Origin of the sequence: Leclercia sp. AS011 (assembly GCF_037152535.1) — a bacterium.
Classification (GTDB): Bacteria; Pseudomonadota; Gammaproteobacteria; order Enterobacterales; family Enterobacteriaceae; genus Enterobacter.
On record NZ_JBBCMA010000007.1, the window covers coordinates 115,804 to 132,041 of the forward strand.

Below are 16,238 nucleotides of genomic sequence, written 5' to 3' on the forward strand. Positions count from 1 at the left end.
GACAGGGGCGGCAACTAAAAAAACAGGATGAATACCATGTCCGTTCGTATTGATAGAGACGTGATTAATGCGCTTATTGAGGGTCACTTTGCGGATCCCTTTTCTGTACTTGGCATGCACCGCACTGACGCCGGACTGGAAGTCCGGGCACTGCTACCTGACGCGACGGAAGTGTGGGTAATCGAACCTAAAACCGGGCGCAAGGTCGGTAAACTCGAATGTATCGATTCACGCGGCTTCTTCGCTGGCGTGATGGCCCGCCGTAAGAATCTCTTCCGTTATCAACTCGCCGTCATCTGGCATGGTCAGCAGAACCTGATCGACGATCCCTATCGCTTCGGTCCGCTGCTGCAGGAGATGGATGCCTGGCTGCTGTCTGAAGGTACGCACCTGCGTCCCTACGAGACCCTCGGCGCCCACGCCGACACCATGGATGGCGTAACCGGCACCCGCTTTACCGTCTGGGCTCCGAATGCCCGCCGCGTGTCGGTGGTGGGGCAGTTCAACTACTGGGATGGCCGTCGCCACCCGATGCGCCTGCGTCGTGAGACCGGCATCTGGGAGCTGTTTATCCCCGGCGCGCAAAACGGCCAGCTGTACAAATACGAGCTGATCGATGCCCACGGCAATCTGCGTATCAAAGCCGACCCCTATGCCTTCGAAGCGCAAATGCGCCCGGAGACCGCGTCGCTCATCTGTGGCCTGCCCGAGAAAGTCGCTCAGAGCGAAGAGCGCGTCCGCGCCAACCAGTTCGATATGCCGATCTCCATTTATGAAGTCCATCTGGGCTCCTGGCGTCGCCATACCGATAACAACTTCTGGCTCAGCTACCGGGAGCTGGCCGACCAGCTGATCCCGTATGTGAAATGGATGGGCTTTACCCATCTGGAGCTGCTGCCGATTAACGAACACCCCTTTGACGGGAGCTGGGGCTATCAGCCGACCGGCATGTATGCCCCGACTCGCCGCTTCGGTACCCGGGACGACTTCCGCTACTTTATCAACGCCGCACACGCCGCCGGGCTGAACGTGATCCTCGACTGGGTGCCGGGCCACTTCCCGTCCGATGATTTTGGCCTGGCCGAATTCGACGGGACAAACCTGTATGAGCACAGCGATCCGCGCGAAGGCTACCATCAGGACTGGAACACCCTGATCTACAACTATGGCCGTCGGGAAGTGACCAACTATCTGGTGGGCAACGCCCTCTACTGGATCGAGCGCTTCGGCATTGATGCCCTGCGCGTGGACGCCGTCGCCTCGATGATCTACCGCGACTACAGCCGTAAAGAGGGAGAGTGGATCCCGAACGAATTCGGTGGCCGGGAAAACCTCGAAGCCATTGAGTTCCTGCGTAACACCAACCGTATTCTCGGGGAGCAGACGCCGGGCGCGGTAACCATGGCGGAAGAGTCTACCGACTTCCCGGGCGTCTCCCGTCCGCCATCCATGGGCGGCCTCGGCTTCTGGTTCAAGTGGAACCTCGGCTGGATGCACGACACCCTGGATTACATGAAGCTGGATCCGATTCATCGTCAGTATCACCACAACAAACTGACCTTCGGCATGCTCTACAACAGCACCGAAAACTTTGTCCTGCCGCTCTCTCACGACGAAGTGGTCCACGGCAAAAAATCGATTCTTGACCGCATGCCGGGCGACGCCTGGCAGAAGTTTGCCAACCTGCGCGCCTACTACGGCTGGATGTTTGCCTTCCCGGGCAAAAAATTAATGTTTATGGGCAACGAGTTCGCCCAGGGCCGGGAGTGGAACCACGATACCAGCCTCGACTGGAACCTGCTGGAAGGGGGCGACAACTGGCACCACGGCGTTCAGCGCCTGGTGCGCGACCTGAACCATACCTACCGTCACCACAAGGCCCTGCACGAGCTGGACTTTGACGATTACGGCTTTGAGTGGCTGGTGGTGGACGACAACGAACGCTCGGTGCTGATCTTTGTCCGCCGTGACAAGGTGGGTAACGAAATCATTGTCGCCAGTAACTTCACCCCGGTGACGCGCCATCACTACCGTTTCGGCATCAATCAGCCGGGCAAATGGCGTGAGGTGCTGAACACCGACTCCATGCATTACCACGGCAGCAACGCGGGCAACGGCGGGCTGGTGCAGAGTGACGATCAGGAGAGCCATGGCCGACCACAATCCCTGAGCCTGACCCTGCCGCCGCTGTCGACGATCTGGCTGGTCCGGGAGGGGGAATGACGCAGCTTGCTGCAGGCAACCCGGCACCGCTCGGTGCACGCTACGATGGTAAAGGGGTGAACTTCACCCTCTTTTCCGCCCATGCGGATCGGGTTGAACTCTGCGTGTTTGACGATAAGGACATTGAACACCGTTACGATCTGGTGGCCCGCAGCGGCGATATCTGGCATGGCTACCTCGAGCATGCCCGGCCCGGCACCCGCTATGGCTTCCGGGTACATGGCCCCTGGGAACCGGCCAGAGGGCTGTTCTTCAACCCGGCCAAGCTGCTGCTCGACCCCTGTGCGTATAAGGTTGAAGGCACGCTGGAAGACGATGTTCTGCTGCACAGTGGCAAAGTGACCGCCGATCACCGGGACAGTGCCCCGGTGGCACCCCGCAGCGTGGTGGTCAGCGACGATCGTTACGACTGGGAAGAGGACGCTCCCCCCAACACGCCCTGGGGCAAGACGGTCATCTATGAAGCCCACGTGAAAGGGCTGACGTATCTGCACCCTGGCATTCCGGAGGCGCTCCGCGGGACCTACCAGGCGCTCGGCCACCCGGTGATGATTGCGTATTTTAAGCATCTCGGGATCACCGCCCTGGAATTATTACCGGTGGCGCATTTTGCCTCCGAGCCGCGTCTGCAACGCCTGGGTCTCAGCAACTACTGGGGCTACAACCCGATGGCGATGTTTGCTCTGGATCCGCGCTATGCCTCGCATCCTGAGCGAGCCCGGGATGAGTTTCGTGATGCGGTGAAGGCGCTACACGAAGCCGGTATTGAGGTCATTCTGGATATCGTGCTGAACCACAGCGCGGAGCTGGATCTGGAGGGCCCGACGTTCTCCCTGCGCGGAATTGATAACCCTAGCTATTATTGGTTAAGAGAGGATGGCGATTACCACAACTGGACCGGCTGCGGTAACACCTTAAATCTCAGCCATCCGGCGGTGGTGCAGTACGCGCATGAATGCCTGAAGTACTGGGTGGAAACGTTCCATATTGACGGCTTTCGTTTTGACCTGGCCCCGGTGATGGGACGCACGCCGGAATACAGCCCGCAGGCACCGCTGTTTGAAGCGATTAAGAACTGCCCGCTGCTCTCGGGCGTGAAGCTGATCGCGGAGCCCTGGGATATTGGTCCTGGCGGCTACCAGGTGGGGAATTTCCCGCCGCTGTTTGCCGAGTGGAACGACCACTACCGTGACGCCGCGCGCCGCTTCTGGCTGGCGCGCGATCTGTCACTCGGGCAGTTTGCCGGGCGTTTTGCCGCTTCCAGCGATCTGTTCAAGCGCAACGGGCGACTGCCCTCCGCGTCGATTAACCTGGTCACCGCGCACGATGGGTTCACCCTGCGTGACTGCGTTTGTTTCAATCAGAAACACAATGAAGCGAATGGCGAAGAAAATCGTGACGGCACCTTCAATAACCACAGTTTTAACCATGGTATCGAAGGATTAAGTGGCAATCTGAATGTGATTGAGCGACGCCGCGCCAGCGTGCACGCGCTGCTCACCACGCTGCTTTTGTCGCAAGGAACGCCGATGTTGCTGGCAGGCGATGAACATGGCCACAGCCAGCACGGTAACAACAATGCATATTGCCAGGACAACCCGTTAACCTGGCTGGACTGGCAACAGGCCAACAGTGGATTAGCCGACTTTACCGCTGCGCTGATCCATCTGCGTCAGCAGATCCCGGCGCTCACCCTGAACCAGTGGTGGGAAGAGGGCGATGGGCATGTTCGCTGGCTAAATAAAAAGGCGCAACCCCTGGACGCGCGTGAGTGGCAGAGCGGCGTGCCGTGTCTGCAAATCCTGCTCTCAGAAAGCTGGCTGATTACGCTTAACGCCACAGATGAGGTCGCAGAACTTGTTTTACCCGAAGGAGAGTGGCGGGCTATCCCTCCCTTTGCCGGAGAAGATAATCCGGTCGTTATGACTGCCTGGCATGGGCCTGCGCACGGTGTATGTGTATTCCAGAGATGATAATAAAAGGAGTTGATCATGGTTAGGTTAGATAAGAACGACCCTCTCATGTTGGCGCGTCAGCTGCCATTGAAGTCTGTTGCCCTGATTCTTGCTGGCGGCCGCGGTACCCGATTAAAAGATTTAACGATTAAGCGCGCCAAGCCCGCCGTCCACTTTGGCGGTAAATTCCGTATTATCGATTTTGCCCTGTCAAACTGCCTGAACTCAGGCATTCGCCGTATTGGCGTCATCACCCAGTACCAGTCACACACCCTGGTGCAGCATATTCAGCGCGGCTGGTCGTTCTTCAGTGAGGAGATGAACGAGTTTGTCGACCTGTTACCTGCCCAACAGCGCGTGCACGGCGAAAACTGGTATCGCGGTACCGCCGATGCGGTGACGCAAAACCTCGACATTATTCGTCGCTATGACGCCGAGTACGTGGTGATCCTCGCCGGGGACCACATCTACAAGCAGGACTACTCGCGCATGCTCATCGACCATGTCGAAAAAGGGGCGCGCTGCACCGTAGCCTGTATGCCGGTGCCCGTTGCCGAAGCGACGGCCTTTGGCGTGATGGCGGTGGACGAAAACGACAAGGTGATCGAGTTCGTTGAAAAACCGGCGAACCCACCGTCAATGCCGGGAGATGACACCAAATCGCTGGCCAGCATGGGGATCTATGTCTTTGATGCAGATTACCTTTATCAACTGCTGGAAGAGGACGACAAGGATGAGAAATCCAGCCACGACTTCGGTAAAGATATCATCCCGAAAATCACCAAATCTGGCATGGCCTATGCACATCCATTCCCACTCTCCTGCGTGCAGTCCGATCCGAAGTCAGAACCTTACTGGCGTGATGTCGGTACCCTGGAGGCGTACTGGAAGGCTAACCTCGATCTGGCCTCGGTGACGCCGGAGCTGGACATGTACGACCATAATTGGCCGATCCGTACCCATATGGAGTCCCTGCCGCCGGCGAAATTTGTCCAGGACCGCTCGGGCAGCCACGGCATGACGCTGAACTCGCTGGTCTCTGGCGGGTGCATTATTTCGGGCTCGGTGGTGGTGCAGTCGGTGCTGTTCCCACGCGTGCGGGTGAACTCCTTCTGCAACATTGATTCGTCAGTCTTGTTACCCGACGTCTGGGTTGGCCGCTCGTGCCGCCTGCGTCGTTGCGTTATCGACCGTGCCTGCGTCATTCCGGAAGGCATGGTAATTGGAGAAAACGCGGAAGAGGACGCGCGCCGTTTCTACCGCTCAGAAGAAGGCATCGTGCTGGTTACGCGTGAAATGCTGCGTAAACTGCAGATCAAACAGGAGCGATGATGCAGGTTTTACACGTTTGTTCTGAGATGTTCCCGTTGCTGAAAACCGGCGGGTTGGCGGATGTGATTGGGGCGCTACCGGCGGCGCAAATTGCCGGTGGGGTCGATACTCGCGTGCTGTTACCCGCTTTTCCCGATATCCGTCGCGGCATCCCTGACGCCCAGATTGTCAGCCGCCGCGACACCTTTGCCGGGCGCATCACATTACTGTTTGGTCATTACAACGGCGTGGGCATCTACCTGATTGATGCCCCGCACCTGTATGACCGCCCAGGGAGCCCGTACCACGACACCAACTTATTTGCCTATACCGATAACGTGCTGCGTTTCGCGCTGCTCGGCTGGGTTGGGGCGGAGATGGCCTCCGGGCTGGATCCGTTCTGGCGTCCGGACGTGGTGCACGCCCACGACTGGCACGCCGGGCTCGCTCCGGCGTATCTGGCGGCGCGTGGCCATCCGGCGAAGTCGGTCTTTACCGTGCATAACCTGGCCTATCAGGGGCTGTATTTAGCCAAACATATGGATGACATCGATCTGCCATGGTCGTTCTTTAATATCCATGGGCTGGAGTTTAACGGGCAGATTTCGTTCCTCAAGGCCGGGCTGTACTACGCGGATCACATCACCGCCGTGAGTCCGACCTATGCGCGGGAGATCACCGAGCCGCAGTTTGGCTACGGCATGGAGGGGCTGCTCGCACAACGCCAGCGCGAAGGGCGTCTGTCGGGCATTCTCAACGGCGTGGATGAAAAAATCTGGAGCCCGGAGTCGGATCTGCTGCTGACCGCGCGTTACAACCGCGATTCCGTAGAAGATAAGGCCGAGAACAAACGTCAGCTGCAAATTGCCATGGGGCTGAAGGTCAACGAGAAGGTACCGCTGTTTGCGGTGGTGAGCCGTCTGACCAGCCAGAAAGGGCTCGATCTGGTGCTCGAGGCGCTGCCGGGCCTGCTGGAGCAGGGCGGACAGCTGGCACTGCTGGGCGCGGGCGATCCGGTATTGCAGGAGGGCTTCCTTGCGGCGGCCGCCGAGCATCCGGGTCAGGTTGGCGTTCAGATTGGCTATCACGAAGCGTTTTCGCACCGCATCATGGCGGGCGCCGACGTTATCCTGGTGCCGAGTCGCTTTGAGCCCTGCGGCTTAACCCAGCTGTATGGTCTGAAGTACGGCACGCTGCCGCTGGTGCGGCGTACCGGCGGGCTGGCGGATACCGTATCCGACACCTCGCTGGAGAACCTGGCAGACGGAATCGCCAGCGGATTTGTCTTTGAGGACAGTAATGCCTGGTCGCTGTTACGCGCGATTCGTCGTGCCTTCGTGTTGTGGTCTCGTCCTTCTTTGTGGCGTTTTGTTCAGCGCCAGGCGATGGCCATGGATTTTAGCTGGCAAGTTGCGGCGCAGTCCTACCGCGATCTTTATCAACGCTTGATGTAACAATGCTGGAATCAGAGATATGAATGCACCTTTTTCCTATGCGTCTCCCACGGTAAGCATTGAGGCGTTAAAGCACTCAATCGCTTACAAGCTGATGTTCATCATCGGCAAAGATCCGGTGATTGCTAACAAACACGAGTGGCTCAACGCCACGCTGTTTGCCGTGCGTGACCGGCTGGTTGAACGCTGGCTGCGCTCTAACCGCGCCCAGCTCTCACAGGAGACCCGCCAGGTTTACTATCTGTCGATGGAGTTCTTGATTGGCCGCACCCTCTCCAATGCGCTGTTGTCGCTGGGTATCTATGACGACGTCAAAACCGCACTGGAAGAGATGGGGCTGGATTTAGAGGAGCTGATCGACGAAGAGAACGACCCCGGCTTAGGCAACGGCGGTCTCGGTCGTCTGGCAGCCTGCTTCCTCGACTCGCTGGCGACGCTCGCCCTGCCGGGACGCGGCTACGGTATCCGCTACGATTACGGTATGTTCAAACAGAACATCGTCGACGGACGGCAGAAAGAGTCCCCGGACTACTGGCTGGAGTACGGCAACCCGTGGGAGTTCAAGCGTCATAACACCCGCTACAAAGTGCGCTTTGGTGGACGTATCCAGCAGGAAGGCAAAAAGAGCCGCTGGGTCGAAACCGAAGAGATCCTCGCCGTGGCCTACGACCAGATTATCCCGGGCTACGACACCGATGCCACCAACACGCTGCGTCTGTGGAACGCCCAGGCCAGTAGCGAGATTAACCTCGGTAAATTCAATCAGGGCGACTATTTCGCGGCGGTGGAGGACAAAAACCACTCCGAGAATGTCTCCCGCGTCCTGTACCCGGATGACTCTACCTACTCCGGGCGCGAGCTGCGTCTGCGTCAGGAGTACTTCCTGGTCTCTGCGACCATTCAGGACATCCTGAGCCGCCACTACCAGCTGCATAAAACCTACGCCAACCTGGCGGAAAAAACCGCTATCCACCTTAACGACACCCACCCGGTGCTGTCGATCCCGGAGCTGATGCGCCTGCTGATCGACGAACATAAGTTCAGCTGGGACGAGGCGTTTGAGGTGACCTGCCAGGTCTTCTCCTACACCAACCACACGTTGATGAGCGAAGCGCTGGAGACCTGGCCGGTGGATATGCTCGGCAAAATCCTGCCGCGCCACCTGCAGATCATCTTTGAGATCAACGACTTCTTCCTGAAAACCTTGCAGGAGCAGTACCCGCACGACACCGGCCTGCTGAGCCGCACCTCGATCATTGATGAGTCCAATGGCCGCCGGGTGCGTATGGCGTGGCTGGCGGTGGTGATTAGCCACAAGGTTAATGGCGTGTCGGAACTGCACTCCAACCTGATGGTACAGTCGCTGTTTGCTGACTTTGCCAAAATCTTCCCGATGCGTTTCTGCAACGTCACCAATGGGGTGACGCCGCGCCGCTGGCTGGCGCTGGCTAACCAGCCGCTCTCCGACGTGCTCGACGAGAACATCGGCCGCAACTGGCGTACCGATTTAAGCCAGCTGAGCGAGCTGGAGCAGCACGCCGATTTCCCGACGGTGAATAAGGCGGTGCGTGATGCCAAGCTGCTGAATAAAAAGCGGCTGGCGGTGTGGATGGCGCTGCATCTCAACGTGGTGGCCAACCCGAAAGCGCTGTTCGACGTGCAGATCAAACGTATCCACGAGTACAAACGTCAGCTGATGAACGTGCTGCACGTGATCACCCGTTACAACCGCATCAAAGCCGATCCGGATGCCGACTGGGTGCCGCGCGTGAACATCTTCGCCGGGAAAGCGGCCTCGGCCTACTACATGGCGAAGCACATCATTCACCTGATCAACGACGTGGCGAAGGTGATCAACAACGATCCGCAGATTGGTGACAAGCTGAAGGTCGTCTTTATCCCGAACTACAGCGTGAGTCTGGCCCAGCTGATTATCCCGGCAGCCGATCTCTCGGAGCAGATCTCCACCGCGGGCACCGAAGCTTCCGGCACCAGTAACATGAAATTTGCCCTCAACGGCGCGCTGACCATCGGCACGCTGGATGGTGCCAATGTCGAGATGCTGGAGCACGTGGGCGAAGAGAATATCTTCATCTTTGGTAACACCACGGAAGAGGTGGAGGCCCTACGTGCGAAGGGCTACTCGCCGCGTGATTACTACGAGCAGGATGAAGAGCTGCGTCAGGTGCTGACGCAGATTGGTACCGGGGTCTTCAACCCGGACGAGCCTGGCCGCTACCGCGACCTCGTGGATTCGCTGATTAACTTCGGTGACCACTACCAGGTGCTGGCAGACTACCGCAGCTATGTGGATTGTCAGGACAAGGTCGACGAGCTGTATCGCAAGCCGGAAGAGTGGACCACCAAAGCGATGCACAACATCGCCAACATGGGCTACTTCTCCTCCGATCGCACTATCCAGGAGTATGCCGAGACCATCTGGCATATTGATCCGGTGAAACTGTAAAAAAAGCCCGGTGGCGCTACGCTTACCGGGCCTACATGTTCGTCTCTTTGTAGGCCGGGTAAGGCGAAGCCGCCACCCGGCTTTTTCACGATGCTAACGACAACTCACGCTTTCCCGTACGCTCGGCCAGCCACAGGGCTACGCGGGACTGCTGCTCCGCATTCAGCCACATCCCCTCTTTGGTACGACGCCACAGCGCATCGTCCGCGCGGCGTACCCACTCGTGGTCGGCTAAATAGCGTAACTCTACCTCGTAGAACTCGTGACCAAAATGCTCGCCCAGATCGCTGAGATCCTTCGCGTCATTCAGGATCAGCTCACTGTTGCTGCCGTAGGTGCGGGCAAAGTGGCGGGCCATGGATTCGCTGATAAACGGATAGCGACGGCGCAACTTCGCTGCATAGTCATCGCGGTTGCCGCCGATGTCGCCGCCAGGCAGCACCGCGCCTTTGGTCCATGCCGGACCGATACCCTGATAGAACGGTGCCAGTTTTTCCATCGCATGCTCAGCCAGCTTGCGATAGGTGGTGAGCTTGCCGCCAAACACTGACAGCAGCGGCGCTTTGCCGTGGTCATCGTGAATATCGAGGGTGTAATCACGAGTGATGGCCTGCGGAGAGTCGGACTCGTCATCGCACAGCGGACGCACCCCCGAGTAGCTCCAGACCACATCGTCCCGCGCCAGCGGCTTCTTAAAGTGGGCGTTATAGACCTTCAGCAGATAGCTGATTTCACTCTCGTCGATAGCGACGCTTTTCGGATCGCCTTTGTACTCCACGTCGGTGGTACCAATGATCGAGAACTCATCCATCCACGGGATCACAAACACGATGCGCTTGTCTTCGTTTTGCAGAATATAGGCCTGCTTCTGGGTATGCACCCGCGGCACCACGATATGGCTGCCCTTGATCAGACGGATGCCATACGGCGACGGGAGCTGCATCCCCTGGTCGAAGAACTGCTTCACCCATGGGCCGGTGGCATTCACCAGACCGCGCGCCTGCCAGCTGAAACGCTCGCCGGTATCAATATCTTCGGCTTCGACGATCCACAGCCCGTTTTCGCGACGGGCAGAGACGGCGCGGGTGCGGGTTTTCACCTCGCCGCCTTTGCGTTCAACCATTTGCGCGTTAGCGAGCACCAGACGGGCATCATCCACCCAGCAGTCGGAATATTCGAATCCGCGCACGATTTCAGGCTTCAGCACCGAGTCTGCGCCAAAACGCACACCGGCAGAGGCGGGCAGGCTGGTACGTTTGCCCAGGTGATCGTACATAAACAGACCAATGCGGATCATCCAGGCCGGACGCAGATGCGGGCGGTGCGGCAGACGAAAACGCATTGGGGTGGCGATATGCGGGGCCATTTTCAGCAGCACTTCGCGCTCGGCCAGCGCCTCACTGACCAGGCGGAACTCGTAGTGCTCCAGATAACGCAGGCCACCGTGGATCAGCTTAGAGCTGGCGGAGGAGGTGGCACAGGCGAGATCCTGCGCTTCCAGCATCAGGACAGATAGCCCGCGCCCGGCCGCGTCCGCCGCGATGCCCGCCCCGTTAATTCCGCCACCGATAACAATCAGATCTTTGGTTTCCATTGTATCCTCACGCACTTTCGTAAAAGCTCAAAAATGTTCGATATCGCTCATATTAGCAAAGGAAATGGATTTTAGTAACATCAAAAAAACAAATTTGAGTGATATAGCTAACATAATGGCGTTTACCCGCCGCCAGGACGTACACTAGCCGATAAGATAGTGAGGGCATCAGGCCGCACTGCACCTGCACACATAACAGAGAGCACCATGGAACATTTTGAATGTATTAACGTAGAAGAAGCCCACCAGAAAATGCACCAGGGACTGGCGGTGCTGGTGGACATCCGCGATCCGCAAAGCTTCGCCATGGGCCATACGCCGGGCGCGTTTCACCTGACCAACGCCTCCCTGAGCGAATTTATGCGCGAGAACGATTTCGAGACCCCGGTGATGGTGATGTGCTATCACGGCAACAGCAGCAAAGGCGCGGCGCAATACCTGCTCCAGCAGGGCTTTGAAGCGGTCTACAGCGTTGACGGCGGATTCGATGCCTGGCACCGTCATTTCCCGGCAGAAGTCGAGCACGCGGACATTTAGGGTATATACTGTCCCCTTTTGTGTGGAATAAGCGACTGCCGCCGATGCTGATGATTACCTCTTTTACCAACCCGCGCGTCGCCCAGGCGTTTGTCGACTATATGGCGACGCAGGGTGTTATCCTCACCATTCAACAACATACCCAGACCGACGTCTGGCTGGCGGATGAGAGCCAGGCCTCCCGGGTCAATGCCGAGCTGGCGCGTTTTCTCAAGAACCCCGGCGATGCGCGCTATCTGGCGGCAAGCTGGCAGGCAGGCCATACCAGCAGCGGGCTGCACTACCAGCGCTTCCCTTTCCTGGCGACCCTGCGCGAACGCGCGGGGCCCTTTACGCTGGGGTTGATGGCGGCCTGTATCCTGGTCTTCATTCTGATGAGCGTGGTGGGCGATCAGCAGGTGATGCTGATGCTGGCCTGGCCATATGACGCCTCCGTTGAGTTTGAGTTCTGGCGCTACTTCACCCACGCGCTGATGCACTTCTCGGTGCTGCATATCCTCTTTAACCTGCTGTGGTGGTGGTATCTCGGCGGGGCGGTGGAGAAGCGGCTCGGCAGCGGCAAGCTCATCGTGTTGACGCTGATCAGCGCGCTGCTCAGCGGCTTTATCCAGCATAAGTTTGGTGGCCCGTGGTTTGGCGGCCTCTCCGGCGTGGTCTACGCCCTGATGGGCTATGTCTGGCTGCGCGGCGAGCGCGATCCCGCGAGCGGCATCTATTTGCAGCGCGGTTTAATGACCTTCGCATTAATCTGGATTATTGCCGGATGGTTTGATCTGTTTGGCATGGCGATTGCCAACGGCGCACACGTGGCCGGACTGGCGGTCGGGCTGGCGATGGCGTTTGCCGATACGCTAAATGCGCGAAAACGAACATAATTCTGGCAGGGAACTCTGATGAAACAAACACAACGTCATGATGCCATTATCGATCTGGTGAAAAAGCAGGGATACGTCAGCACGGAGGAGCTGGTGGAGCAGTTTGCCGTCAGCCCACAGACCATTCGTCGGGATCTCAACGACCTGGCCGATCAGAACCGCATCCTGCGCCACCACGGTGGCGCGGCGCTGCCGTCCAGTTCGGTGAACACCCCCTGGCACGACCGCAAAGCGACGCAGACGTCTGAGAAGGAGCGCATCGCCCGTAAGGTGGCGAGCCAGATCCCGAACGGCGCGACGCTGTTTATCGACATCGGCACCACGCCGGAAGCGGTGGCCCACGCCCTGCTGAACCATGAGAACCTGCGGGTCGTCACTAACAACCTCAACGTCGCCACCACCCTGATGCAAAAAGAGGACTTCCGTATCATCCTCGCGGGGGGTGAGCTGCGCAGCCGTGACGGCGGGATTATTGGTGAAGCGACCCTCGACTTTATCTCCCAATTCCGCCTCGACTTCGGCATCCTCGGCATCAGCGGCATCGATACCGACGGCTCGCTGCTGGAGTTTGACTACCATGAAGTGCGCACCAAGCGGGCGATCATTGAGAACTCGCGCCACGTGATGCTGGTAGTGGATCACTCGAAGTTTGGCCGTAACGCGATGGTCAATATGGGCAGCATCAGCATGGTGAACGCGGTCTATACCGACGTGATGCCGCCTGAAGGGGTGCTGAAAGTGATTCGGGATAATAAGTTGCAGTTAGAGCTGTGCTGAATTCATGTCGGGTGGCGCTGCGCTTACCCGACCTACAAAACCGTAGGCCCGTGCAAGCGTAGCGCCGCCGGGCAATGAATTACACCCCGTACCCCATCATCTTCAACAGCTGCTGCGCATGCAGCACCGCATCCTGGCGGTGGGCGACGCCCAGCTTCTGATACAGATTCCGGATATGCGTTTTGATGGTGGTGGCCGCCACGGCCAGCTCACCGGCGATCTGCTCGTTGCTGTAACCTGAGTAGATCAGCCCCAGCACCTGCCACTCACGCTGGGTCAGCGGGCTGGTGCGGATCAGCTCCGGGACTTCCGGATGGGTCAGCAGACGCTCCACGAAGGTCTCATCGAAATGGGCGAATTTGTGGCGGTGATGCTGGTTAATCTCCCGCAGGATGCGCTGGGCGCGGTGCTGGTCCAGCTCCGGCAGGGTATTAAGCTGAATGAGCTGGCGCAGCTGCTGCGCCATAGTCTCGCCTTCAATCACAAAGTGGCTGATAAACCCGGTGCGGTTCGCCAGCTGCAAGGCTTCCAGCAGCACGCGCTGGGCATCGTTTTTGCGTCCGGCCTGCCAGTAGAGCTGGTTCTGCAGCAGCAGGTTGCGGTTCAGATCGCTCATCAGACGCAGGCTGCGGGCGTTTTCGTTTAACTCTTCCAGCACCATCTCCGCCGGTTCGAATTCGCCTAACAGGATCTGCGCCCGGGCAATGTTGCGCCACTGGCTCTGCAGGAAGTGGTTATTGGCAAACTCCGGCTTCGGCGTCTGGCGCAGCCAGTTGGCCGCCGATTTCTTGTTGCCGGTCATCTGCCAGTAAATTACCCGGACCTTATCGGCGTTGGACACCCAGTCGCTGTGATACTGACCGTTGCCGAGCAGGTTCTCCAGACGGTTAAGGTGGTTACGGGCGTTATCCAGATCGCCGCGCGCCAGCGAGCACTGAACCAGCAGGCCCAGACACTGCAGCTGCTGCTGCGGCTGATAGGTGGAGAGCACGTCGACCCCATGACGGGCGGTGCTTTCGGCTTCGTCCAGGCGGGACCAGGCCCACAGCAGCTGAGCGCGAATGCGCAGCAGGAACTCGTGCATCGGCAGCTGTTCCAGGTGCTGATCTCGGATCAGGGTGAAGGCTTTCTCCTGGGTCTCCCAGGCGGCCTGCAGGAAGCCCTGAGCAAACAAAATTTCGCTCTGCTGGATCAGACTCCACAGGGCGTAGTGCCAGACGTCATGACGGCGCGCCATCTGCTCGGTTTGCTGCATCAGCGACAGGGAGCGGGTAAGGTCGCCCTTACAGTGCAGCACTTCCCCGTGCACCGAGGTGGCGACGATGCGGCTGTAGAAGTTCGCCAGCGGCAGCTCCTCCAGCGCCCCCAGCGCCAGGCGCTGAGCCTCATCCGGGTTACCGTCGTTAATGGCTACCTGCGCGCGCAGGGCGTTGAATTCGCCGTACAGGGCCGCGTCCATCTCGCCTTTCATCTCCTGCTCGGCGCGGGCCAGCAGGGTATTCACTTCGCTGTAGCGGTGCTGGCTCTGCATCAGCCAGGCCTGCAGCAGCACCAGACGCGGGTTCTCCAGCAGGCTCTCCCACGGCAGCGCTTTTAATGACTCCTCCAGCAGGGCCAGCTCGCTGTGGTTAAACAGGCTCCAGGCGTGGTTGAGCAGAATATCGCGCAGCATATGGGCATCCCCCGCCGCCAGGGCGTGGTGAATGGCCTCGCTCGGGAAGCCCTGGGCCATCCAGCTCTCGGCGGCGGCGCGGTGGACTTCCGGTAATTCGGTTGCCAGCTCCCACTGGCAGCGCTGGCGCAGGAAGCTGCCAAACAGCGGGTGGTAGCTGAACCACTCCCCGGAGTCGTCCATGCGCTGCAGGAACAACCCCTGACGTTCGATCTCTTCCAGACGCATCTGGCCGTTGTCTTCGCCGGTGACGCGCACAATCAGCGCATCGTTCATCGAGCGCAGCAGGGAGCTTTTCAGCAGGAACTGACGGGTGGATTGATCGACGCTGTCGAGCACCTCATCCACCAGGTAATCGGAGAGATGGCTGGCATTGATCCCCGACAGACGACGGGCGGACTGCTGCGTCGAACTGTTGTTATGCCGGGCCGACAGGGCAATCAGCTGCAGGGCGGTTGCCCAGCCTGCCACGTCGTCACACAGGCGGCTGCTCTCAGCCACCTCGATAGGGGATTTCAGGCGGCAGTCAAAGAACTGCTTCGCTTCCTGATGGGTAAAGGAGAGCTGCTGGCTGCCGATTTCCAGCAGCTGGTCGCGCACGCGCAGGTTGGCAATGCCCAACTGCGGCAGGTTACGCGACAGGATCACCAGGGTCAGGTTTTCTGGCTGGTGGCGCAGGAAAAAGCGCATCGACTCGTGAATAACCGGGTTGGTGATCAGGTGGTAGTCATCAATAACCAGATAGAGCGGGCGATGCCATTCGGCCAGCTCGATAAACAGTTGCGAAAACAGGGAAGAGAGGCTGGCGTACTGGCGCTTCTGCACCATCACTTCGCTGGTCACACAGTGGCCGTTGGTCGCCTGCTGAATGGCAGCGATCAGATAGCTGGCAAAACGCTCCTGCTGGTTGTCGCCCTCATCGAGGGAGTACCAGCCAAGATCGGTCTTGCCGGAAGCCCACTGTGAAATGAGCGTCGTTTTGCCGTAGCCTGCAGGGCTCGTTACCAGCGCCAGTCGGAAATTGTTCGCGCCGGAAAGTTTCGCCAGCAAGCGTTCGCGGACCACAGTATGGTCAAGACGAACCGGGCGACTTAATTTAGACGGAATCAACATAGTTTTCACTTCACTGTGTGGAAATCGAGATTTTTGATTTTTTTTGCGCTTCGTAATTAATGCATATAAGGTCGGTCAGAAACCCTTTTATTGCAAGTTATGTCCGGGTTTTATGTCCCTTAATTTGCACTCTGTCACAAAAATATATCGACGGGGGAGGGAACTTTCCCGATGGGCCTCGAAAGCGCATGGATACTGGCGTGGCGTGTTTTCGGGAGGTTAAGCATAAAAAGGAATATAGAAGCCGAAAGGCGGTGAAA

10 protein-coding genes are annotated in these 16,238 nt (G+C 58.6%); 8 read left to right on the top strand and 2 right to left on the bottom strand.

Features of this window, described 5'->3' with window-relative positions:
* Positions 1-36 precede the first annotated feature (36 nt).
* The 5 genes from glgB to glgP are packed head-to-tail and all read left to right on the top strand — an operon-like array spanning position 37 to position 9,410.
* Positions 37-2,223, top strand: coding sequence for a 1,4-alpha-glucan branching enzyme (gene glgB / locus WFO70_RS20305; RefSeq protein ID WP_337018811.1), 2,187 nt, complete (start codon positions 37-39; stop codon positions 2,221-2,223).
* Positions 2,220-4,196, top strand: a complete 1,977-nt coding sequence (gene glgX, locus WFO70_RS20310) for a glycogen debranching protein GlgX (protein WP_337018813.1) — start codon at positions 2,220-2,222, stop codon at positions 4,194-4,196. The genes glgB and glgX overlap by 4 nt, the downstream gene beginning before the upstream one ends.
* An 18-nt stretch (positions 4,197-4,214) precedes the next feature.
* Complete coding sequence (glgC, locus tag WFO70_RS20315) at positions 4,215-5,510, top strand: glucose-1-phosphate adenylyltransferase (protein WP_337018815.1); 1,296 nt, start codon at positions 4,215-4,217, stop codon at positions 5,508-5,510.
* Complete coding sequence (gene glgA / locus WFO70_RS20320) at positions 5,510-6,943, top strand: glycogen synthase GlgA (protein ID WP_337018817.1); 1,434 nt, start codon at positions 5,510-5,512, stop codon at positions 6,941-6,943. The genes glgC and glgA overlap by 1 nt, the downstream gene beginning before the upstream one ends.
* A gap of 19 nt (positions 6,944-6,962) precedes the next feature.
* Complete coding sequence (gene glgP / locus WFO70_RS20325) at positions 6,963-9,410, top strand: glycogen phosphorylase (RefSeq protein ID WP_337018819.1); 2,448 nt, start codon at positions 6,963-6,965, stop codon at positions 9,408-9,410.
* 85 nt (positions 9,411-9,495) lie between these two features.
* On the opposite strand, the gene glpD is transcribed toward glgP, so the two are convergent.
* Positions 9,496-11,004 (bottom strand): glycerol-3-phosphate dehydrogenase, encoded by a 1,509-nt coding sequence (gene glpD, locus WFO70_RS20330; RefSeq protein WP_337018821.1) that lies wholly within the window; start codon positions 11,002-11,004, stop codon positions 9,496-9,498.
* 207 nt (positions 11,005-11,211) lie between these two features.
* Here glpD and glpE point away from each other — a divergent pair, with 207 nt between their 5' ends.
* From glpE to WFO70_RS20345, 3 genes are read left to right on the top strand one after another with little or no spacing between them, the layout of a single operon-like run.
* On the top strand, positions 11,212-11,541 hold the full coding sequence (gene glpE, locus WFO70_RS20335) for a thiosulfate sulfurtransferase GlpE (protein ID WP_337018822.1): 330 nt from the start codon (positions 11,212-11,214) through the stop codon (positions 11,539-11,541).
* A 44-nt stretch (positions 11,542-11,585) separates the two neighbouring features.
* A complete protein-coding gene (gene glpG / locus WFO70_RS20340; protein WP_337018824.1) occupies positions 11,586-12,416 on the top strand; it encodes a rhomboid family intramembrane serine protease GlpG in 831 nt (276 codons plus the stop codon).
* A gap of 18 nt (positions 12,417-12,434) precedes the next feature.
* A complete protein-coding gene (locus tag WFO70_RS20345; protein ID WP_262661720.1) occupies positions 12,435-13,193 on the top strand; it encodes a DeoR/GlpR family transcriptional regulator in 759 nt (252 codons plus the stop codon).
* Between the two features lie 79 nt (positions 13,194-13,272).
* Here WFO70_RS20345 and malT read toward each other — a convergent pair whose 3' ends face one another.
* Positions 13,273-15,978 (bottom strand): HTH-type transcriptional regulator MalT, encoded by a 2,706-nt coding sequence (gene malT, locus WFO70_RS20350; protein WP_337018827.1) that lies wholly within the window; start codon positions 15,976-15,978, stop codon positions 13,273-13,275.
* Positions 15,979-16,238: the final 260 nt, after the last annotated feature.

Bases quoted from the DNA above. Each gene is read 5' to 3' on its own strand.
- WFO70_RS20345 (WP_262661720.1), top strand. From the start codon at position 12,435: ATGAAACAAACACAACGTCATGATGCCATTATCGATCTGGTGAAAAAG.
- malT (WP_337018827.1), bottom strand. From the start codon at position 15,978: ATGTTGATTCCGTCTAAATTAAGTCGCCCGGTTCGTCTTGACCATACT.
- glgB (WP_337018811.1), top strand. From the start codon at position 37: ATGTCCGTTCGTATTGATAGAGACGTGATTAATGCGCTTATTGAGGGT.
- glgX (WP_337018813.1), top strand. From the start codon at position 2,220: ATGACGCAGCTTGCTGCAGGCAACCCGGCACCGCTCGGTGCACGCTAC.
- glgP (WP_337018819.1), top strand. From the start codon at position 6,963: ATGAATGCACCTTTTTCCTATGCGTCTCCCACGGTAAGCATTGAGGCG.
- glgC (WP_337018815.1), top strand. From the start codon at position 4,215: ATGGTTAGGTTAGATAAGAACGACCCTCTCATGTTGGCGCGTCAGCTG.
- glgA (WP_337018817.1), top strand. From the start codon at position 5,510: ATGCAGGTTTTACACGTTTGTTCTGAGATGTTCCCGTTGCTGAAAACC.
- glpD (WP_337018821.1), bottom strand. From the start codon at position 11,004: ATGGAAACCAAAGATCTGATTGTTATCGGTGGCGGAATTAACGGGGCG.
- glpG (WP_337018824.1), top strand. From the start codon at position 11,586: ATGCTGATGATTACCTCTTTTACCAACCCGCGCGTCGCCCAGGCGTTT.
- glpE (WP_337018822.1), top strand. From the start codon at position 11,212: ATGGAACATTTTGAATGTATTAACGTAGAAGAAGCCCACCAGAAAATG.